We start from the raw sequence: 22,007 nt of genomic DNA, 5'->3' as shown, positions 1-22,007 counted from the left end.
ACTCCTCACGACAATCTCATCACGCTTGCGGTTCGGTCATCTTCCAAGGATCCAGTGCTTCGGTGAGCTGATCTTCGGGAAGAATGTTCTTCTGCACGCATAGCTCGCGGATCGTTTGTCCGGTCTTGAATGCTTCCTTGGCCAATGCCGCCGCTTGCTCGTATCCGATCAACGGATTCAGACTTGTGCACATCGACAAGGATTGTTCAACGGCAGCGTTACAGGATTCTTCGTTGGCTTCCATCCCGTCGAGGCAGAAGTCGATGAATGCTGAGCATCCGCCATCGAGCAACCGGATCGATTCCAGCACCGTGTGGGCCATGACGGGCATCATGATATTGAGCTGGAAATTACCGCCGCATCCGCCGCTGATCGTCATCGTCGCGTCGTTACCGATCACGCGTGCGGCGATCTGCATCAACGATTCGCACATGACCGGGTTGACCTTGCCGGGCATGATCGAGCTGCCGGGTTGGCGGGTCGGCAATTTGACTTCGTAGTACCCGCACCGTGGACCGCTTCCGAGCCAACGGATGTTGTTGGCCATCCCCAGCAGAGTTTGGGCGATGCACTTCAACTGGCCATGGGCTTCGACCAATCCGTCACGGTTGGCGTTACCTTCGAAATGATTGACCGCTTCGACGAACGCGATCCCGGTTTGCTCAGCCAGGTTGGCGGCGACGCGAGACCCAAATTCAGGATGCGTGTTGATACCGCTGCCGACCGCGGTGCCACCGACGGGCAATTCCAAAACGGCGTCGCGGGCACGTTCGGCGCGGCCGATCGACATTTCAATTTGACGAGCGAAGCCGCTGAATTCTTGGCCGAGCCGCAATGGCGTGGCGTCCATCAAGTGCGTTCGTCCGATCTTGATGATCTTGTCCCAGGCTTTGACTTTCTCTTGCAGCGACGCGAGCATCCGCTGGAGCGTGGGGATCAATTCGTTTTGAATTTCGACCGCCGTGGCGACGTGAATCGCAGTGGGGAACGTGTCATTGGTGCTCTGTCCCATGTTGACGTGGTCATTGGGATGGATCGGCTTGACTTCGGCCATGCGGTCGCCGCCGTCAATTTCGATCGCACGATTGCTGATCACCTCGTTGACGTTCATGTTGCTGCTCGTCCCGCTGCCGGTCTGGAAAACGTCGACCGGGTATTGGCCGGTGAGTTTCCCTTCGGCGACTTCGGTGGCCGCGGCGAGCATCGACTCGACCTGTTTGTCCGTGAGCGGGTTCTTTCCGGTGCCGGTGAGCTTACCGAGATCACGGTTGGCGATTCCGCAGGCTAATTTGACACGTCCCATCGCCGAGATCATCGACGGCGGCAACTGCCAGCCACTGACGGGGAAGTTCTCGACCGCGCGTTGGGTCTGAGCGCCGTAATAAGCGTCTGCGGGAACGTGAACCTCGCCCATCGAGTCGCGTTCGGTTCGTGTCTTCGTCATGGTGGATGAATCGGATTGGTTGGCTACGGAAAAAGCGAGCCCCGACGTGGGGTTCCTCATTACACGATGAAGCTAACAAATCCGAGGCAGGGCGCGAACGACCAGACGCGCGTCACCCGACTCAGTCTTCGCTGGACTGCGGAGGCGGTTCGAAGGCAAATTCTTGCCACTTGACGGCCTTGTCCATCGGCACGATTTGCAGGATTAAAAAGCCATTTTGGTACAATCGCACGGTCCCGGTGGACTGGCTGATGACGACCGAAACGGCTTTCGTTTTCCTCGTGATCGCGGCTGCGGCCCAATGTCGCGACCCCAGTCCTTTGGTCATTTTGAGGTCTTCGTGAGAGACCTCGAGCATCTGACGGCTGCGTTCGATGATCCCTTCGCTGGTGACGACGAAGGCCCCATCGAGCTGGGCGACTTCCTTGGCGTCCTCTTGAACCTTCGGGTCGAGCAGGTTGCGGTGCTTTTTGTTGTACCCACGAAACGGATCCACGCCGCTGTCGTTGGCGTGCTCGAGCACTTTGCGGGTATCACCGACGACAAACATCGTGCCCACCGGTTTGCCTTCGCGGCCTTCCCGACCGATTTGTGACGCCAAGTCGACGACGGCCTTGATCGTTTTCAGCGGGACGCTGCTTTCGAGCGTTTGCAGGTCGCGGACGGTGAACCTCCGCATCCGCTCGTCCAACTGCAGGTGACTGATCGAGTCGAGCCGCCCCTGCTGAAAACCGCTGTACACGGCGACCACCTCGCCATTGGTGCGAATCAGCTCGTCGGCAGCCGATTCAAGCAGTGCTTCCTGAAGTCGCTCGAGAAAAGGCGCCTTTTCCTTGTTCAGTGCCAGTGGACGCAGTCCCGCTTCGGCAGCCCCGTCAAGATCCTCGAGTGTGTCGACGGCAATGATCACCGTGTGTTTCGTCGCCTCCGTCAATTCCGCAACGCGTTTCCAATCGGTCCCACCGTCCAACAGCAACAACAGGGCATCCGCCCCACGATCGGCCAACAACGTAACGCCCGCGCGGATCATCGCTGCGTTGTGTTTCGTCAGTCGTTGAGTTGCCATCAGAAGTAAATTTGATCAGAGGGTGGATAAAACAAACGTCAATCAGCGAGCGGAAACTGCACGACGTCTGGAAATGGAATGTCACCGTCCCAAAGGGCGTGAGGCAAAGGCGTGTGAGCGTCCTTCCCGAAAATCTGGGCCGCACGGGGTACTTTGATGCGATCCCCGTCAGCTAAACGGAATGGCAAACGGTGACAAGGCCCCAGTTTAACTGAACACGCCTGACTTCCATAGTGACGCTCCCTAGTATCGTGCCCCAGATTGCCATCTCGCCCACACACCAACCGTGTCGACGCTGCTACAATACCGAGACAACCGATAAATCACCCCTTCCGTGATCGTCTGCACCATTCTCCTCGATAAGACCTATGAACCAGCTTCACGAAACATTGGCCTCCGTTCCGCGAATTGCTGCCGCGATCTCAAACGGGAGCATGATCGCGCTGATCGGTGCGTTGGTGATTTTTGTCGCCATCGTGGTCATCTTTTTCGTATTCGCGAACTATTTCGGGCTGTGGATTCAGTCCGTGCTGACGAAGTCGAACATCGGCTTCTCAAATTTGATCGCGATGACGTTTCGCAAAGTGAACGCACGTGCGATCGTCCGCAGCAAAATCATGGCGACCCAAGCCGGTCTCGACGACCCGGAACTGACCGGCGGGGCTCTGGAGGCTCACTACCTCGCCGGCGGAAATGTTCAACAAGTCATCCGCGCCCTGATCGCGGCAAAGAAAGCCAAAACGATCTCGCTGACCTTCCGTGAAGCGACCGCGATCGATTTGGCAGGACGCGATGTGCTCGAATCGGTTCAAACGAGCGTCTATCCGAAAGTCATCGATTGCCCACCCCGCGGCTCGGTCAAACCGTCGCTCGATGCCGTCGCCAAAGACGGGATCCAATTGAAGGTCAAAGCCCGTGTGACCGTACGTGCGAACTTGCAACAACTGATCGGCGGTGCCACCGAGGAGACGATCATCGCGCGGGTCGGCGAGGGCATCGTCAGTGCGATCGGTAGCGCCGACAACCACAAAGCGGTCTTGGAAAACCCCGACGTGATCAGCAAAGCGGTGCTCGCGAAGAAACTCGATTCGCAAACCGCGTTCGAAATCGTATCGATCGACATCGCTGACATCGATGTCGGTGCAAACATCGGTGCCCGCTTGCAAGCCGACCAAGCCGAAGCCGACACGGCTGTCGCCCGAGCCAACGCCGAAAGCAAACGGGCCGCCGCGGTCGCCGAAGAACAAGAGATGCAAGCCAAGATCGAAAAGAGCCGAGCCGAAGTGGTCGAAGCGGAAGCGGCTGTGCCTCGTGCGATGGCCGAAGCCTTCCGGAGCGGCAAATTGATGATCATGGATTACTACCGCATGCAGAACGTGATCGCAGATACCGAGATGCGTCGCTCGCTGTCAGGCGAACGACCTGAATCGGCCAGCATCAATGCTCACCAATAATCTCCGTACGTAGGTCACCCACGATGCCCAACGATCTCGAAGAGTTCCTTCGCCGTGCCGCCGCCATTCGACAGCAAAAGTCGCTGGAGATACGTGCCGAAGCTCAACGACAGGCGGAACAAGAAACTCGCTCGCGACCACGCCAGTACACCAGCGCACTGCATGAGCGTCGCGTCGATGCCGCACAATTCGGCTATGACGACGAAGAGGAGGATGAACACGTTGTCGGGATTGAGATCCTCGAGGAGGAAACACTCGAACGAGAGCTTAGTGACAGGAGCACCGGCCTCGCCCCAAGCGAACACTCGGCAGGCATCCCCCACGCCAGTGGCGGTCCCGTAAAAACTCGCCCCAGCACCGCGAGCGAGATCAGGGCGATGTTTCAACGCCCCGGCGGAGTGCGCCAGGCATTCTTAGTCCGCGAGATCCTCAATCGCCCTCGCTTTTAAGCCGCGCCGCATCACTTTCAGGCAGACGCATTGGCGTTTTCGCGTCTCACGTAACGGAGCTTTTCCGAAGCTCCGGAAGCGGGTCACGCCCGCAATTCTCGGTCTCTGAGAGACGTCGATGTAATTACTGCGGGATTTCAAAAGTAGCGGAACGGCGCGAGCCGTCTGGTAACGCGGGACCGGACGGCTCGCGACGTTCCGCTAAAAAGAACACCAAAACAATCGACATCCCGAGAGACCGACCTACGTGAAAAGTAGCGCTGTCCCGCTTGAGCATTTTTGTAAACGACGTAGGTTCACTTCCCGCCGTACGGCCTTGATTTGGCCGTAGGAACCGGCCCACCATCTGGCGACGTCGAGGCTGCTAAGTCGCCGCCTCTGATGCGACTCGGCTGGGAATAAAAAACACCGCCGAATCTGAGATCCGGCGGTGTCGAAATACCAAGCGCGTCGAGCGGGCCTAACCTTTCGCGGGATCCTCACCATTGGTCCAAGGTCCCGCGAATTTCATGTATTCGGGATCGATCAGCTCGCTACCGTAATCACCCGCTTTCCAACCGGGGATGTGATTGGGTTTGCCACGTGTTGACGAGAGCTTCTCCCACCGACTCGCCCAACCGGGATCCTCGGTAGAGACTTCACGCTTGTCGCCGTCCACAAAATACACCTTGCCGTTGCGATAGCTCTGTGCACCCAAGTTTACGACCGCAATTGCGGACGCCCCCAGGTCCGGAGGATTATTGCACTTCATCGGATCGGCCGCCTCGCAGGCATCGAGCCAGTTCGTAAAGTGAGCCAGCGTGGTGTTCTTGACCGGCGTCGTCTTGATCCGCTCGGCCTGCTGGCGAACGTGAGTCACGGGCGAGCGTTCGGGAATGAAATCAAAACCGTCAAACTGCTCGCCGTTGCCAAAGGTGAACGTGCCGAAGTGGCCACGGATCAACTGATTGATACGCGATTCCTGATTGCACATCGTCGCGGTGACGAGTCCTTGAACCCCCTCGTTGAAGTCAGCGACCACGGTCGCCACATCGGGAACATCCCGACCGTCGTATTCAAGAAAAATGCCGCCCGCGCCGGTGACGCGGCCCGGAAGTCTCAACCCGGTGGCTTTGAGCATCGAGGTGGTGCGGTGCACGAACAAGTCCGTGAACATGCCGCTGCCGAACGACCAGAATCGTCTCCACTGTTTGTAGACTTCACGATCGAAAGGTTGATCGGGTGCCAATCCTTCATTAACCCCCAACCACCGATTCCAATCGATCGTGGCGGGGCTCATGTCTTTTTCGAGCTTGTAGTAACGCCATTGTCCGACGTCACTGTTTCGAAAATACTCGGTTTGGAAGCCCAGGACCTTGCCGAGCTTCCCGTCCTGCAGCAACGCGCGAACCTCGTCCCAAACGGGAAGGCTGGTTGATTGCACACCAACCTGCATCACCTTGCCACTTTCCTTCCAGTGCTTCTCGACACTGAAGGCTTCTTCCACCGTCTTTGTCATCGGCTTTTCGCAGTAAACGTTCAGCCCCGCTTTGAGCGAATCAACCGTTTGCTTGTGATGCCAATGGTCTGGGGTGCCAATGCAAACTGCATCGAGGTTTTCCTTCTCGATCATGTCGTTGTAGTCGACATATCGACCGGGATCGGTTCCCGTCTTTTCTTTGATGTAATCCGCGACGCGATCCCGCTGAGTTTTATAAACTTCCGCGACAGCCACCAACTCAATCTTGCGACCTTCGCCGTGCAATTCACACAGCGATTTCACGTGCGCCCCGAAACCCCGACCACCGGGCCCGATGAATCCGATCCGCATCCGCTCGTTGGCCCCCGCCGCAGCGTTTGCTCTTTGGGCAGAGAGCCCGATGGTGGTGGCCGCTGCAGCAGCCCCGGCTGACTGCTTAATGAAATTCCGACGGCTTGCGTCCGGAGACTGTTGGTTCATAGGTAAATCCTGACAGAGACTTGGAAAGGGATAAAACGTGATGACGGGAAATCTCTCAGATCGCTCGCGCCGTCCATTCAACGTGGAACAGTCGACACAAGCCACGACAACGGATCGAAACCATTGTAGCCCCATCGCTACGCTGTATGGACGACGGTGGAAACAGAAGACAACGTCTGCGATCCAGTGCAGGACACATCGCGAACACGCGAACAACAAATACGGTTCACATCACGAGGACGTCAGCGTCGTCTCCTGCATGTCAGCCAAGAGATGCCAGAGCGTTCTGTCGATCGAACTTTCGAAGGGCATGTAAAGCCATCCCCAACAGCAAACGACACACGCCGGCAAACAAACATAGCGAACGGCCTTCATTCAAAAGGCCTGTAGGTAATTGCGCACACCTTCGCTCGGTCACGCTCATTTAGCAAAGAAAACCATAATATCAGAATGAGCTATTGCCCTGATTTGGCTTTCCGATTCGCTTTTCGAACAGTCTGTCCCTTGTACTCTGGCCGCTGAGCCCAGTCGGCAAGATAGGGTTGGTACTCAGGGATTTCACGCCAATACCGGCCGTGCGGCCCCTCACGAGTCACTTTGCCCTCGGCATAATCGACACCGGATTGACTGTTGGCAATCGACTCGACCATCTCGTCCAACTGCTGTCGTAGTCGCTGTGCATCCGCTGGCCGCTCCGAGAACAGATCGTTGGACTCGGTCTTGTCGGCGTCCAGGTCAAAGAGCAGATACTTATCGCGACCAATGTTCTCCTGAACAATCTTCAAGTTGTTGTCGACGATTGCAGCTTTGTCTTGGTAACGAAACGGAATCAGTTTCGTGCGTGCTCCGATCTCGCCAAAGAACAACGGCTTGATACTCATCCCATCGACGAGATCTAACATCGACTCACTCGGCAGACCGAGCAGATCCACGAGCGTCGGAAAGATATCCATCGTTGACGCCGGATAAGACGTTACACGTGGGCTGATTGCGGCAGGCCACTCAACGATCGCGGGAACCCGGATTCCTCCCTCCCAAACCGTCCCCTTGTGACCACGGAGGCCGCCGACGGAGTCATGTCCGACACCGGCAAGGCCGCCATTGTCGCTACAGAACCAAATGAGTGTGTTTTGATCAACACCGAGCTGCTTCAAACCCGAGCGAAGGGTACCGATACTGCGATCCATCGCGACCAGTTCACCATGGTGGTGTGCGGACTTTACTTGCTCACCGGGGATTTGATCCTGCGGCAAGGCTTCCCAGGGACTATGAGGTGAACCGTACCAAATCACCGTGAAGAACTCCCGATCGTCGCTGACGATTTCGCCGATATGTTTCAACGCTTCCGCGACCACAATCTCCGATGAATCGCCTTCGAACTCTTCGAATTCACCCATGCGGCTCATGATCGGATTGACGTCAAAAAAGTTCGTGACGGTCAACCAATGATCGAATCCGAAATGGCCGGGATGATGATCGTCCGATGCCAACACAGGCACCCCGGGTCCGCGTATACCATTGAGATGCCATTTCCCGAAATGGCTCGTCGCGTACCCCGCCGCTTGCATTGCCGATGCGAGCGAGCGTTCTTGGCGATGCAGTGCGTACCCATGTGACAAAACGCCCGTGCGATTATGCGTTCGTCCTGTCAGCACACTCGCTCGTGTCGGTGAACAGACCGGACCGGCCGCGTAAAACCGATCCAGCCTCAACCCATTAGCGGCCATCTCATTGAGATGAGGAGTCTTGAGAATCGGATGCTGATAGTAGCCCGTTTGCCCCCACCCCATGTCGTCGGCCATCACCAGCACGACGTTGGGCCGCGTCACTTCATCCGCCCGACAATCGCCCTGTCCCAAACAGCTGACAATCAACAAGAAACAGATCAGCAAAACCATGGATTCGAGAGGCTTCATGTCTTGAACTCGTCTGACTAGTTTGAGTGGGGAATCGAAACAAGCCCTCCCGAGCCGATTCGGCTTTACGGATCGGGGCAAAGCGGCAGGGCAACAGAGCGGCAGACAAAGGATAGCTGCTCGGCCGGGCCACGTCATGCTTTTGAAGCGATTTCGCGTCCACGAACGTCGATAAGAACGGGCTTCGTTCACCGCCCAAAAACTCGTCGCCATGGGTGCGGGGAGGTTGCGGTTATGCCGAGCGTTTTATTCGTTGAGAACGCAATCGGGTGGCGGCCGCCATGTGGCACAAATCCACAAAACGTGGTCAATTAGAGAGTCGCTCCGTTTGCGATCCGCCCAACGACGGCCGCTATTTGACCTTTGAAATTACAACGCGATTGGCCATGCAGATGATCGATTCCAGCAAGAAACTGGAGCAGATAAGGACCGAAGTCTCACGCTACGTCGTCGGCCAGCAAACGCTGATCGATCGCCTGTTGCTGGCGATGTTATGCAACGGCCACGTGTTGCTCGAAGGCGTTCCTGGAATCGCCAAAACGTTGACGGTCAATTGTCTTGCCAACGCCATCCACGCCCAATTCAGTCGCATTCAGTTCACCCCCGATCTGCTCCCCGGCGACCTGACGGGAACTTTAGTATACGACCCGCGCAGCCACACCTTCACCCCCGAAAAGGGGCCAGTGTTTGCCAACTTGCTGCTGGCAGACGAAATCAACCGCGCTCCCGCAAAGGTGCAATCGGCATTGCTCGAAGCGATGCAAGAAAAACAGGTCACGCTCGGCAAAGAGACCTTCGATCTGCCATCACCGTTCTTGGTGCTCGCCACTCAAAACCCGATCGAGCAAGAAGGCACCTACGCCTTGCCGGAAGCACAAGTTGACCGGTTCATGTTTAAACTCAAAGTCGGCTATCCATCCATGGACGACGAATTGGTAATCATGCAGCGGATGGCAAAGACGGACGCAACGATCGATATCGAATCGGTGCTGTCGCTCGACGAACTCAAGCTCATGCGTCAGGTGTTGGACGAAACCTTTCTTGACGAAAAGATCCAACGCTACATCGTCCGCTTGGTCGACTGCACCCGGCACCCAAGCAAATACGAGCTGGACATCGAACGCTATGTGCGTTTTGGCGCGTCACCGCGAGCATCGATTTACTTGTCGTTGGCGGCGCGAGGCAACGCGATGATGAACGGTCGCGATTACACCATCCCGCAAGATGTCAAAGACGTTGCCCACGATGTGCTACGACATCGACTTGCAATCACCTACCGCGCCGAGGCTGACTCGATCACTTCGGACGATTTGCTTGACCGCATGCTCGCAGCGGTGCCGGTGGTTGAGTCATGATGCCCGAACCCATTGCTGATTCTGATTCGCGGCTCTCGCTCTTGGAATTGCAATGCCGACGCCCGGTAGAACATTTGTTAGCCGGCGAATACCGTTCGATCTTCCGCGGCCAAGGCATCGAGTTCGAAGACGTTCGCCGCTACCAACCCGGTGACGACGTCCGTTCCATGGACTGGAAGGTAACGGCGAGGACCGGCGAACCTCACATCAAACGCTACATCGAACAACGCGAACAATTTCTTTATCTGTTGGTGGATGTTTCCGCCTCCATTTTGGAATCCCCCTCAGGGCGCAAACACGCCACGATCGTCGAACTGGCGTCATTGTTGACGATGGCGGCGATTCGCAACAACGATCGCGTGGGGCTGATCTTGTTTTCCGATCGCGTCGAATTGGTGATTCCTCCGGGAAAGGGCCGTCGGCACGCGTTGCGGATCATGGACTCGCTACTGAACTTCCGCCCCCAAGGCCGCACAACCCATTTCGAATCGGTGCTGAATCGATTCGGGCACATGGCACGGAAGCATTCGGTCGTTTTCGTGTTATCGGATTTCCTCGCGGCCGACTACTTAGACGAACTGCGCGCCTTGGCGGGCCGTCATGATGTCAATGCGATCAACATACTCGACGCTGTTCAAAGCACTTCGGGCATTACCGAGCTGATTCACATGCGAGACACCGAAACCGGCGACCACCGGTTTGTCGATTTGTCTCGCGCCGCACGACAAGTCCGTCCTCACCACGTGGATCTGCAAGAACAAATGCTGCAAGCCGGGATCAGCTTGATGGAGGTTGCTGTCGGTGAAGATTGCGTCACCGCTCTTGCCGGATTCTTTCAATCCCGTCAACGACGCATCGCTGACGAGACGGGAGGCTGAATGTTCGACATGCTCCCGTTCGTTCGCGTTGTCCTCGCTTCAGTCTGCTGCTTGGTCGCAATTGGTAAAGACGTTTCCGTCCGTGCCGAGTCGCTCGGCGGTATCAGCGTGATCGCCCAATCAGAGACAACGATCGTGCAGGCAACGAGACCTGCGGTCGACGACTCGCACGGTATCACCGCCCGGTTCATCCCCGCTCGAGCGAATCCGGGGGAGATTGTCGAGTTACGTGTCGAAATGAACCGAAAGCAATGGGGAAGCTTTGAATTACAAGTGCCCTCGCAGCCGACACTCCACTCGATTGCGGTCGAGCGTGTCCCGCTTGAGTACGCAAATGGGCAGTATCACCAACGCGAAAGTCTCTTTTTTCAACCGGTCTCATCGGGCACTCACACGATCGGTGATGCCCGCGTCATGCTCTCAACGGCCGACGGCCCTCATGAGGTCGAACTGCCTGAGTTGAGTTTGGAAGTGAGCCCGTTTGACGCTTCGGAAATTAGCGACGCGCCCGAACCATTGCCTCCCGAAGATACAAACCGCTTGGAATCATCACCGGAAGCTTGGGGCTTCGCATTGTTGGCCGTCCTGTGTTTGTTGGTTTTCATCGGCGGCCAATTGTCGCGGCGACGAAGACCAGAACCCATCGCCGCGTCCGCGACGCCAAAATTCCAGCCCACCGAGTTGATCCAAGAATTACAGTCAGGATCGATCCCCAAAGACGCTTTGGAACGATTGCTCAACGATCCCGATTGTCCGGTCTCTCAGGAAACACGCGTCGAGGTGGAACGGGCTGTATACGCCAACGACGTGCAGGCGGCGCAGCTCGTGGCCCGGTTACAGAAGGAGCTGCGGACATGAATTTCGCATTCCCTTGGCTCCTATTGCTGCTGCCCGTGCCGTTGGTCATCGCTCTGATCCGCCGCCATAATCGGCCAACCATGGCGGTCCCGTCCTTGCAACTTTGGCAGCATGCCGACACGGGTCGAGCACGCTTTCTTTGGATACCGCCGACCGCGCGGGTCATCGCGGCGACGCTGTTAATCATCGCACTCGCGCGCCCCCAAGCCGGCTCGACTCACTCGACACAGGTTTCCGAAGGGATCGCGATTGAGCTATTGGTGGACGTCAGCAGCAGCATGGCGATGAACATCCAATTATCCGATCAAAAACAAACGACGAGGATGGAAGTTGCCAAAGAATTAGTCGAGCGTTTCATCGCGGGTGATGGAGAAGAACTGCAAGGCCGCGGCGGTGATCTAATAGGCTTGGTTACGTTCGCCCGCTACGCCGACACACGCAGCCCGTTAACGTTTGGGCACGAGGCGTTGCTGCAATTGGTGCGATCCCTTGAGATTCAAGAACGGCCAAACGAAGACGGCACCGCCTACGGAGACGCGTTGGCGGTCGCAGCCGCCCGTTTAGAACAACTCGATGATCCGGAGGTCCGCCAGCGGCGAAGCCTGGAAGGCGAGATCTCGAGCCGCGTGATTATTCTGCTGACCGACGGCGAAAACAACTCCGGGCAACACTTGCCAATCGAGGCAGCCGGGTTGGCCCGCGAATGGGGCTGCCGGATCTACTGCATCAGCCTCGGGGACCACGCTCCGCCCAATCCGCAAACACCTGATGCGGAACCGCCTCTTTCCGAAGCCGAACGCGTGCTTGAACACATCGCATTAGAAACCGGAGGCTTGTTTCGCACCGCATACGATTACGATTCGCTGCTGTCTGTCTACGCGGAAGTGGACCAACTCGAACGATCGCGGATCGTGACTCGTAACTACACCCGGGTTGCCGAATTGTATTGGCTGCCACTTGCGGTGGCGTTGCTGTTTTTGTTTCCCGCACTGATGCTCGAAGCCACTTGGTTGCGGACGGTTCCATGAGTCCATTTGCATTTCAATATCCTGGCATGTTGCTGCTGATATTTCTTTTGCTCCCGGTGGCGTGGCTGCTCCACCGAGCAAGACAACGTCGTGCGGCGGTACGGGATCAGATGGGCGGTGGCGTACCGGTTTCGTCGACTCGGCGTGACGGTTTACGGATAGCCGCGTTGCTGCTCCTGCTGTTGGCATTGGCTCGCCCGGGCGATCAACCGCGACGACATTCTGTCACCCAGAGCGGCCGGGACGTGGTATTTGTGCTCGACGTTTCACAAAGCATGCTCGCGGAGGATGCCTACCCGTCGCGACTCGAAGCGGCGAAGGACGGCATCCGAGATGCGTTAGACAGCTTTCGTTCGCAAAGGGTGGCATTGGTCGTTTACGCCGGTAGCGCGAATATCCTCTGCCCCCTGACACACGATCATGAATTCGTTCGCTACATGCTCGATCAGGCCACGCCGCGGGTCGTCGATTTCGGTGGCACGACACTCTTATCGGCGATCGAAAAGTGCGTCGACAATGTGCTCGATCCGGACCGATCCGGCATGCAAGATCTCATCGTTCTGACCGATGGCGAAGAACACGGCGACCAAACCGAACGAGTCGCCGAATTGCTCAAGGAAAACGAAACCGGATTGCTGGTGGTCGGCTTGGGCGACCCCACGGCCGGATCACGAATCCCGATCGAAACCGAAGACGGAAAGCCCGACTTCCTCAAACATGACGGCCAAATCGTTACAACGAAATTGAACGACGAAGGACTGCGTGAGCTGTCGCGTCTTTCTGATGATGCAACCTATCTGGCCGCGGGAACGTCCGCATTTGATCTTGCCGGCATGTACGCGCAATTCGCACTCAACAAACCCATCGCCGGTACCGCTGGTGGCGAGACCTACGTCGTTTATCGTGAACTCAGCTTCCCGCTGATCACCGTGGCACTGCTGCTTCTGCTCTTCGCCGAGTTCAGCGGACGCGGCGCTGCCAGCGGTTTGTCACCGCGACGTGGGCCTGCAAACGCGGTGACACGTTTGCTGTGGATTCCCCTGTTGATAATCGCCGGGATTCAAACCGCCGGCGCCGACCCGCCCAAGCTTGGACGACAATTCACGGCAGCCGTGCAAATGCAAAACGAGGGCAAGGCCGCCGAAGCATTGGACGCTTACAGCGTCATTGACTCCGAGTTTCCGTCCGACGCATTGACGCCGTCGCAAATCGCAGCAATTCGCTTCAACCAAGGCTTGTGCCATCTCTCGCTTGCTGAAGCACAAGCCGAAGCGGAACCTCGGCAAGCGTTGTCACAAGCTCGGTTCGCTCAAAACCGCTTTCTAGAAGCGTGTCGGATGAACCCTCGCTTCGAACGAGCGGCACGGCGTTTAGACCCGACCGCCGAGCTGATCGCCGACTACGTCAGACTGATCGAGGAAGAAGACGAACGTGAGCGTCAACTTCAAGAACAAATGCAGGACCTGATCAAACTGCTGCAGGAATTACAAACCAAGCAGAGTGAACTTCGCGATAACGTTCCCGACCACTCCAACCGCAACAACCGGCCACGTCGAGGACAACCTCCTCCCGAGCCGCCTAGCCCACCGGACTCGGCTGCCGAGGATTCGAAACGCTTCGCTCAATCCCAACGCACGCTACATAACGAGGGCGTGTCGATCCGTCAGATCATGAAGGATCTCGACCAAACCATCTCGGAAGTGACCGCGGAACCACCTTCGTTGCCGGCGGACTTTGGCGATGAATCTCAATCGACAACCGTTCATTCGGCACCGGATCCTGCTCCACCGGTAAGCGTGCTGCAAGAACCGCTGCAGCTGATGGATCAAGTCGTCGTCGCGCAAGAACAAGCAGCCGGAAAACTCCAACAATGGAATACATGGCCCGAAGGTCGCGATCAACAACTCGTCGCGATCAAGAAGATTCAGGAGATCTTAGATCTGCTCGCCAGCAATGATTCCGGCGAATCAGACGAAGGCGACTGGGACGAAGACGCTGAATACGACGAAATGATGGAAGCGAGCGACTCGGAAGAAGCCATGATGTCTTCGATGCAAGGACAAGGAGACTTCGCCAGCGGATCGGAAATGCAATCGCTGCCCGTACCTAACTACAGCGTCGATGACATCCTGATGGAAGAGCAGGGCAGTTTGCAGTTCCGCCAACAGCAAAGAGCCAAGGGCAATCAGGGAAACGTGGAGAAGGACTGGTAATGGCCGATCAATCCATCCTCTCCGACTTGACGAAACATCGCCATCACGCCGTATGGAAAACCGTGCGTTTGATTGCCCTGTTTTGCATGCTCATGGTCGCACAGGACTCTGCGACGCTGCACGCACAAACGGAAAGCGAAAGCGATCCCGCCGAGCCGCCTGCGATTCAGCGAGAGGTGCAGGACGTTGCCCTCCAACTCGAGCAGGAGACTTGGTTTACCGATGTGGTCGCCACGGCCACGGTCAAATTCCCTGAGGCCGTCGAACAACCTTCAGAGATCCCGATCGATGACGATGTCTCGATTTTTGACATCGAAGTCAGGGCCAAAGCTCGTAGTGGAGATGCGCACGAAGCAGTCATCCGATTTCTTCCGCGGCGCACCGGATTGTCCGTTTTTCCGGCTCTTGAATTTCTATCGGACACCCACGCGTACCGCTCTCCGCCGACGCAATTCATCGTCAGTGCTCCCCAGCGATCCGACGAGATGCAGTTTGAACTGTCCCCGGCATCAACAACCGTCTACGCCGGCGAGCCTCTGCGGGTAGACGTTACGTGGTCAAGTCATGAAACCACCAACCGATTCCGATCGCTCAAGTGTTTTCCTCCGTTCTTCAATGATGACGATTTAGAGATTGTCATTCCCCGGTGCACCGCACCCGAAGAAAGACAAATGGGCATGCCCTTTGGTGGCCGTCGAATCATCGCGGAAAGAGTACCGCCGGATGAAAACCCCAATCAGTTTGGCATCGTCCGTTTTCCTATGTTCATTCGTTTCCACGAACCTGGCTTGGTAGAAATTCCCGCGGTACGGCTCGAGTGCGCCCTGCGAAACGGAAACGGGAGTGCCTTCGCTCCTTACGCGGCGTACTACAACAATGGATTATTTGAGCCGCTTTCTTCGCTGACGTCGTACGAGCGCGTCTATGCCGAATCCGATCCGATATCGATCGAGGTGCTGCCGCTACCACGCGAAAATCGCTCTGAGCTATTCAGCAATCTGTTTACACCGTGCGAGATCGAAGTTTCGATCGCAACGGACGAATTGGAAGTCGGGCAAGTCTTAGAAGTCGACCTGCGCGTTCACAGTAACGCTCCTCACGGAATGCTCGACCTGAAACCGCTCACGTTGCAACGAAGTCTCCGTGGACGGTTTCACGTTTCGCCAGAGTTCGGTCGCACCTGGTATCCCGATGGAACCGGATTCCGCGCCCGCGTGCGGCCGCTCACCACCGATATCTCCGCCTTCCCGTCACTTCGGATACCGGTGTTCGATCCTCAGTCCGGTTCCTATCACGACCTGCAAACTCAAGCGGTTTCGTTGACGGTAAAACCACATGATGGCAGCCGCTTTTTTGATATACGAAACCTGACCGCTGAACCGACGCTTACCGATCAACCCGATGGAATCTGGCACAACGCACGGCCAACAAAGATGACTGAATTCATGAACCAAATGACCGGAATTTTGGCCGAACACGTTTTGTTGTGGATGGCGTGCGGGGTGGTCGCTTTCGCGTTTGCGTTTCCATGGGTTCGCGAACGCCGACGCCGGGCAATCAACCCGGTCTACCGTGCGCAATCGCGGGCGTTTCATGAACTGAAAAAGACTCCCGAAGGCACGATCCAGAAATGGCAGGCGTTTCGAAAATTTTTGGCTACAGGATTCTCGATGCCCGACGGTGCCTGGACCAGCGGCGACGCGCAGCAACGTCTGCGAAAACTCGACCTGTCCGAGCAAGACATTCGTTCGATCGAGCAGGCTAACTTGGAAGCCGATCGGTTTGAATTCTCCGCTGAGAAACCAACACCATCGGTGCCGCCACTTAATGAACTCGCGGGAAGGCTACTTGCGAAATTCCGAAACGCGTCGACGATGGCACTGCTGCTGACATTGACACTATTGGCCGGAAACGCTGCCGCGTCTGAGTGGAGCGAAGCGGAGTCGTTGTTCGAGCAAGCACTCGACACGACGCCAGGTTTACCGGAAACTAACGCGTTGTACTCACAGGCCGCGTTGAAGTACGAAAGTGCCGCGACGACAGAAGGACTGCAAGGTGTCGCATGGTTCAACGCCGGCAACGCTTGGTTTCAATCGGGTGAATTGGGACGAGCAATTGCCTGCTATCGCCAATCTCAAATTTACCGTCCGTTCGATCCGATTGTGCGAGAGAACCTGCGTGCTGCTCGTGCGCTGACGGTCGATGTGCTGGACGAACCACATCGTATGCGATTGAGTTCCCTGCCGCTGCGATGGATCTGCGCCGCGATGGTGCCGTTGTGGTTCCTGCTACTGGGCGTGCTGCTGGTTCACGAGCGATATCGAAACACGCTAACACGCGTTTCCGCCGTAGGAATCGCAGCAATCATTTTGGTGGCCGGGCTCATCGGACTCAGTGCGATGCTTCACTCGGGCAGCGAAGGCGTCGTGGTCGTCGGCGAGGTTTACGGTCGCAAAGGCCCCGCGTACACGTATAACCCCGCTTTCAACGAACCACTGCACGACGGCTTAGAATTCCACGTTCAATCGAAACGCGACGATTGGTTGGAGATCGAACTCGCCGACGGACGCCGATGCTGGATCCCCGCCAACGAAACCCGGCTGATCTTCAATCGGCGTTCATGAGAATAGATGCGATTCTTCGTCGATCGTTCCGGTGAACGCAGGCGTGCTTCCCGATCGCGTTTTTCTCGACTCTCGTTTCGAAATCCCGTTGCAGATCAATCTGCCAACGGCAGAACTTCGACCTTGCGGATGTGCACTTTGCTTCCCGGATCATGTTGCTGAAATGCGAAGTGACCCGCCGGATAGGTTTTGGCAAAATCCAGGTATTCGTACAGTTCATTCCCGTCGACGGTGACCTTGATCCGCGTCATTTCGCGGCCACGCCACACGTCGTCACGAACTTCGATTTCGTAGGTGAACCAAGTATCGGGTTTAACGAGTTGCGGGTACACGTGACAAAAACCATACAGCGAGCCGGTGCGAATCGGGTCGCGGTGGGTGCTGTCGACTTGGGCCTCGTAACCATCTGAGAAACCGGGTTTGCGAGTCGTGCGGAAGTAGACTCCCGAATTGCCACCATCGTTAATTTTGACTTCGGCGCGGTAACGAAAGTTCTTGAAAGGTCCCTTCGTGCACACGAGCATCGACTGCGTGCCCGAACCTGCGAGTGCACCGTCCTTCACTTCCCAGTGACTATCTTTCTTGCCAACTTTTTCCCATCCATCCATCGATTCGCCGTCAAACAGCGAGATCCACTGCTCCGTTTCGGGGGCGTCTGAGACCGAAGCTTCATCCGCATTGACAGACGGAACGCCGATAACCGCAAGCATGAAAACCGGTAGCAGAGTGAGTCGACTGGCAGATGGCATAGGCATTTTAAATGGGTCCTGGTGAAAGTGAACGAACATGGATCAGAACAAACGCCGCCCAACGAACGAAGCGTCGTCCTCGCTCAACGCGAACACAAGATCCAGTCTGCAACCGCGTCACGGTTCAGTTCCGCATGAGCCAAACAACTCATCGCTGGAAAGAAACAAACGAGCCAGACGCGAAAAGTATAACCACTCCCAAACCCGCATTTCACCTCGAAACCAAGGATCCCAAACAAATCCTCAACACCTAACAATCTGTTCACTCTCGGCGTTTTCACAGGTTATTGCCCATCACGTACTCCCACCCGGCATAGACGGGGCACACGTTCAACACCGGAAATGTTGGGGAATCCATTAGGATGACGCTATCGCATTAAGCACCAACAACAGAAAATGACATGGGGCTGTTGTGCGTAATCTCTTGCCCGCGCGACCGACAAAAACAATCCCAAACTGGCCAACCTGATTTCTGATCTTGTCTTGCTATGGATTTCGCCAACTCATCGCCGCAAAAGGCATACACACGGGCTAGCCCAATTGATCTGGCGGGCACCCGCGAGCAGCCGATGAAATCCAGGTGCACAATGGCAACTCAATGAAAACGCAACGGTCTGAACCAAGCAAGACACCACCCACCTCGTACTCAAAATTGTCAAGATGGCAAGACATATCTGCGAGCCGCACGGACGAGGATCTACGTCGGCGACTTGATTGAGACAAAGATGGCTCTTACCGCTCGCGTGACGGGTGGAGATGGTACAACTGTGATGTTGATGCGTTGGGTCTTTGCCGTGTTGTGACTTGGATGGGCACGGGGTGGTGGAGGCTGGGCGATGGCGGGTTGTTGTTTGGTATTCGAAGGAAAGCTGTTTGATGAAGATCCCACTGTTGGTCACGCGACTTTGCGTCGTGTTGTTTGCTTGGCTTTCGATCGTGATGACTCACCAAGCGGCGGCTTCGGAAAGCAAATCGTTACAACAACTGTTCGAAGAAGCCGATCCGGCGGTCGTCGCCAGCGAGGCTCGACTGCGTGGTAACCCTGAAGACGGTGCCCTTGTCTACTACAAATCGGCGGCGGCCTGTGTGGCGTGTCATGAGGACGAAAATGGATCTTCGCCGCTGGGCCCAGACCTAGCTCGTCTCGGAAACGATGTCACCGACGTGCATTTGGTGGAGGCGTTACTGCATCCTTCTCAGTCAATCCGCAAAGGTTACGAGACGGTCCAATTGGTCACGTACGATGGCGAGATCGTGTCGGGAATGCTGGTCCGAGAAGACGACGAAACGATCGTTTTGCGTGATGCGGCTAACCTGCAATCAGAAATCTCGATCGACAAGGAAGAGATCGACGTTAGAAGCAACGCGTCGACGTCGATGATGCCGGAAGGATTGATGGCGACTTTCTCCTCCCAGCGAGATGTCTTGGACTTGCTCAGCTATCTGTTTGCGATCCATGAAGGCGGGCCTGACCGCGCCGAGCAACTCAAACCGGCCCCCGAACTACTGATCACCAAAGACGACACGGCGAATCTTGACCATGAAAAGATCATCCGGCAAGTCGAATCGGGAAGGCAGGGTCGTGGCAAAATGATCTATGACGCATCCTGCGTGCATTGTCACGGAAGCGATGGGAACACTCCGTCGCTCGCGACAGCTCGCGCGTTTGGACGCGAACCGTTGAAGTTCGGCGCTGACCCCCACAGCATGTTTCGAACGCTTTCTCACGGCAACGGACTCATGGCCGCTGTCACGACGTTGTCACCACGCGAGCGATATGAAGTCGTCGGCTATATCCGTCACCACTTTATGAAGGGATCTAATCCGGATTACCAACCGGTCACGGACGAATACCTCGCGTCGTTGCCGAAGGGCACCGAGATGGGCGAATTCAAGCCGGATCCGGATCGAGACTACGGCCCCGCACTGGCCTCCCAACTCGGCCGCGAGGTCAACAGCGCCCTAACCATAGCACTCAAAAATCAAACAATCTCGTATGATCTGCACACGATGGATCAAGCCTCGGTTTGGTCGGGTGGATTCCTGGACCTGGACCAAACGCAACATAAGCGTGGTCGCGGCGAAGGGCTCCCCAAACCCAAAGGAAGGCTGATCGACGAGCTCTCGATTTGGAAATGGGGACACGACGGATCTCTCGAATATCCCACGGAAGACCTGTTGCCGCGCGGTCCACTCCCGAATCAATGGTTCGACTACCACGGACACTATCTCCACGGCGATCAAGTGGTGTTGTCCTACGCCATCGATGGTCGCGAAATCCTGGAAACGCCTTCGAGCCTCCAAGACGAAAATGCGATTCGACATACGCTGAAGATCGGCGGCGGTAAAACGCTCGTACTGGCGGTCGGGTCTTCGGACTCGGAAAACCAGCCTCCAATGATTTCCGGCGATATCGATGGCGTCATCATCAAGTCGGATGCCCAACGACGGCGGGTGATACGCATTCCCGCGGACCAACAAACACGCCTGATCGACATCGTTCGGTTCGCATTTCCTTCCAACACCGGAACCCTGCAACCACTGACGCCCATTGATCCCGCGACGATGACACAGGGCGGTAAATTGCGATGGCCTGAGACATTCAAGACAGTTGGCTATCGCGGCCTCGAGACCGGTGCGTATGCGGTTGATACGATCACTATGCCCAAAGAGACTCCGTGGAACACATGGTTTCGCACATCGGCACTCGACTTCTATCCCGACGGCAGGATGGTGGTTGCCACGGTGGGCGGTGATGTTTGGATTGTTTCCGGAATCGACGACGACCTATTGAGTTTGGAATGGAAACGTTTTGCCGGTGGGCTGTACGAACCGTTTGGCATCAAAGTCGTCGATGGGCTGGTCTACGTTACGTGTAAAGACCGACTCACTCGACTGCACGATTTCAATGGGGACGGCGAAGCTGATTTCTACGAGAGTTTTAGCGCCGACACGGACGTATCGACATTTTTCCACGCGTTTAACTTTGATCTCCAAGTCGACTCGAAGGGTAACTTATACTACGCCAAGAGCGGGCAATACACCGACTACAAACTGCCGGGTGCCGTCATCAAAGTGTCTCCCGATGGGAAGACGCGAGAGGTCGTTTGCACCGGATTTCGCACGCCAAACGGCATGGGGATCCTCCCCAACGATCGCATCACCGTCAGCGATAACCAAGGCACTTGGATGCCGGCTTCGAAGATTAGTTTTGTGAAGCCCGGCGGATTCTACGGGTATTCGCAAACCCAACGGAGTGCAGCATGGGCACCTGACGGCGGAAAAATCGACCACACGAAAGTCATCCCGCCCGAGACGTTTGACCAACCCGTCATTTGGATGCCCCAAGAAGTCGACAACTCGTCGGGCGGTCAAGTATTCGTCGATGATGAACGATTTGGCCCTCTCTCCGGACGACTACTGCACACCAGTTTCGGCAAAGGATGGCTGTTTTATCTGATGCCTCAAGAGGTGACGACGAAAGACGGCGATGTGATTACGCAAGCGGCGATCGTGAAATGCCCACATGATTTTGGCACCGGAATCATGCGTGGCAACGTCAATCCACAGGACGGTCAAGTGTATGTGACCGGGCTCGACGGGTGGAACGAAAACGGTCGTGCTGGGTTGGCGGACGGTGGCATTTATCGTGTCCGCTACACCGGAAAGCCGATGCGAATGATCACACAATGCGAGGTGCACCCGAGTACGCTGCATCTGACATTCAACTTTCCGCTGGATCCTCAATCCGCCTCCGACGTTCGTTCGTATGTCGCCGAGCAGTGGAACTACCAATGGACTCGGAGCTACGGCTCACCCAGCTTTCATCCCGAAACAGGAGAGGAAGGCAAACAACAACTCGTCATCCAGAAGGCGGTGTTAAGCGAAGACCGCAAGACGCTCACCCTTCACTCCGAAGGAATTCGGCCTGTCCACCAATTGCATCTCAAACTCGATGTGACCGACGCCCAGGGAATTCCTTTCAGCGAAGAGGTTTACTGGACCATCCACGCAATCCCGACTGAATAGCGTCC

Annotated in this window: 14 protein-coding genes; 9 read left to right on the top strand and 5 right to left on the bottom strand. The window is 56.3% G+C overall.

The window, feature by feature from the left end; genetic code table 11:
• Nucleotides 1-19: 19 nt before the first annotated feature.
• On the bottom strand, nucleotides 20-1,444 hold the full coding sequence (locus tag NB063_RS15765; protein WP_250929692.1) for a class II fumarate hydratase: 1,425 nt from the start codon (nucleotides 1,442-1,444) through the stop codon (nucleotides 20-22).
• 121 nt (nucleotides 1,445-1,565) lie between these two features.
• Nucleotides 1,566-2,510, bottom strand: a complete 945-nt coding sequence (locus NB063_RS15760; protein ID WP_250929691.1) for a DNA integrity scanning protein DisA nucleotide-binding domain protein — start codon at nucleotides 2,508-2,510, stop codon at nucleotides 1,566-1,568.
• A gap of 434 nt (nucleotides 2,511-2,944) precedes the next feature.
• Here NB063_RS15760 and floA point away from each other — a divergent pair, with 434 nt between their 5' ends.
• Complete coding sequence (gene floA, locus NB063_RS15755; protein ID WP_407652646.1) at nucleotides 2,945-3,964, top strand: flotillin-like protein FloA; 1,020 nt, start codon at nucleotides 2,945-2,947, stop codon at nucleotides 3,962-3,964.
• A gap of 23 nt (nucleotides 3,965-3,987) precedes the next feature.
• Complete coding sequence (locus NB063_RS15750; protein WP_250929689.1) at nucleotides 3,988-4,413, top strand: hypothetical protein; 426 nt, start codon at nucleotides 3,988-3,990, stop codon at nucleotides 4,411-4,413.
• 460 nt (nucleotides 4,414-4,873) lie between these two features.
• Here NB063_RS15750 and NB063_RS15745 read toward each other — a convergent pair whose 3' ends face one another.
• Nucleotides 4,874-6,352 (bottom strand): Gfo/Idh/MocA family protein, encoded by a 1,479-nt coding sequence (locus tag NB063_RS15745; protein WP_250929688.1) that lies wholly within the window; start codon nucleotides 6,350-6,352, stop codon nucleotides 4,874-4,876.
• A gap of 455 nt (nucleotides 6,353-6,807) precedes the next feature.
• On the bottom strand, nucleotides 6,808-8,268 hold the full coding sequence (locus NB063_RS15740) for a sulfatase family protein (protein ID WP_250929687.1): 1,461 nt from the start codon (nucleotides 8,266-8,268) through the stop codon (nucleotides 6,808-6,810).
• 281 nt (nucleotides 8,269-8,549) lie between these two features.
• On the opposite strand from NB063_RS15740, the gene NB063_RS15735 reads away from it, so the two are divergent.
• Genes NB063_RS15735 through NB063_RS15710 form a run of 6 tightly spaced genes read left to right on the top strand, consistent with a single transcriptional unit; the run spans nucleotide 8,550 to nucleotide 17,224 of the window.
• The gene (locus tag NB063_RS15735; protein WP_250929686.1) at nucleotides 8,550-9,623 is read left to right on the top strand and encodes an AAA family ATPase; all 1,074 of its coding nucleotides are present in this window, start codon (nucleotides 8,550-8,552) and stop codon (nucleotides 9,621-9,623) included.
• The gene (locus NB063_RS15730; protein WP_250929685.1) at nucleotides 9,623-10,501 is read left to right on the top strand and encodes a DUF58 domain-containing protein; all 879 of its coding nucleotides are present in this window, start codon (nucleotides 9,623-9,625) and stop codon (nucleotides 10,499-10,501) included. The genes NB063_RS15735 and NB063_RS15730 overlap by 1 nt, the downstream gene beginning before the upstream one ends.
• Nucleotides 10,502-11,359, top strand: a complete 858-nt coding sequence (locus tag NB063_RS15725; protein ID WP_250929684.1) for a hypothetical protein — start codon at nucleotides 10,502-10,504, stop codon at nucleotides 11,357-11,359.
• Nucleotides 11,356-12,387 (top strand): vWA domain-containing protein, encoded by a 1,032-nt coding sequence (locus tag NB063_RS15720; protein ID WP_250929683.1) that lies wholly within the window; start codon nucleotides 11,356-11,358, stop codon nucleotides 12,385-12,387. The genes NB063_RS15725 and NB063_RS15720 overlap by 4 nt, the downstream gene beginning before the upstream one ends.
• Complete coding sequence (locus tag NB063_RS15715; protein ID WP_250929682.1) at nucleotides 12,384-14,600, top strand: vWA domain-containing protein; 2,217 nt, start codon at nucleotides 12,384-12,386, stop codon at nucleotides 14,598-14,600. Before NB063_RS15720 ends, NB063_RS15715 begins: the two co-directional genes overlap by 4 nt.
• Nucleotides 14,600-17,224, top strand: coding sequence for a tetratricopeptide repeat protein (locus tag NB063_RS15710; protein ID WP_250929681.1), 2,625 nt, complete (start codon nucleotides 14,600-14,602; stop codon nucleotides 17,222-17,224). The genes NB063_RS15715 and NB063_RS15710 overlap by 1 nt, the downstream gene beginning before the upstream one ends.
• A 95-nt stretch (nucleotides 17,225-17,319) precedes the next feature.
• Here NB063_RS15710 and NB063_RS15705 read toward each other — a convergent pair whose 3' ends face one another.
• Complete coding sequence (locus NB063_RS15705; RefSeq protein ID WP_250929680.1) at nucleotides 17,320-17,979, bottom strand: 3-keto-disaccharide hydrolase; 660 nt, start codon at nucleotides 17,977-17,979, stop codon at nucleotides 17,320-17,322.
• 870 nt (nucleotides 17,980-18,849) lie between these two features.
• Here NB063_RS15705 and NB063_RS15700 point away from each other — a divergent pair.
• On the top strand, nucleotides 18,850-22,002 hold the full coding sequence (locus NB063_RS15700; protein ID WP_250929679.1) for a DUF6797 domain-containing protein: 3,153 nt from the start codon (nucleotides 18,850-18,852) through the stop codon (nucleotides 22,000-22,002).
• Nucleotides 22,003-22,007 lie beyond the last annotated feature (5 nt).

The sequence above is a fragment of the Aporhodopirellula aestuarii genome, from assembly GCF_023701485.1.
In the GTDB taxonomy this organism is placed as follows: Bacteria; Planctomycetota; Planctomycetia; order Pirellulales; family Pirellulaceae; genus Rhodopirellula; species Rhodopirellula aestuarii.
The sequence above is the reverse complement of the archived record's forward strand: the minus strand, read 5'-3'. Positions and strand labels throughout refer to the sequence as shown.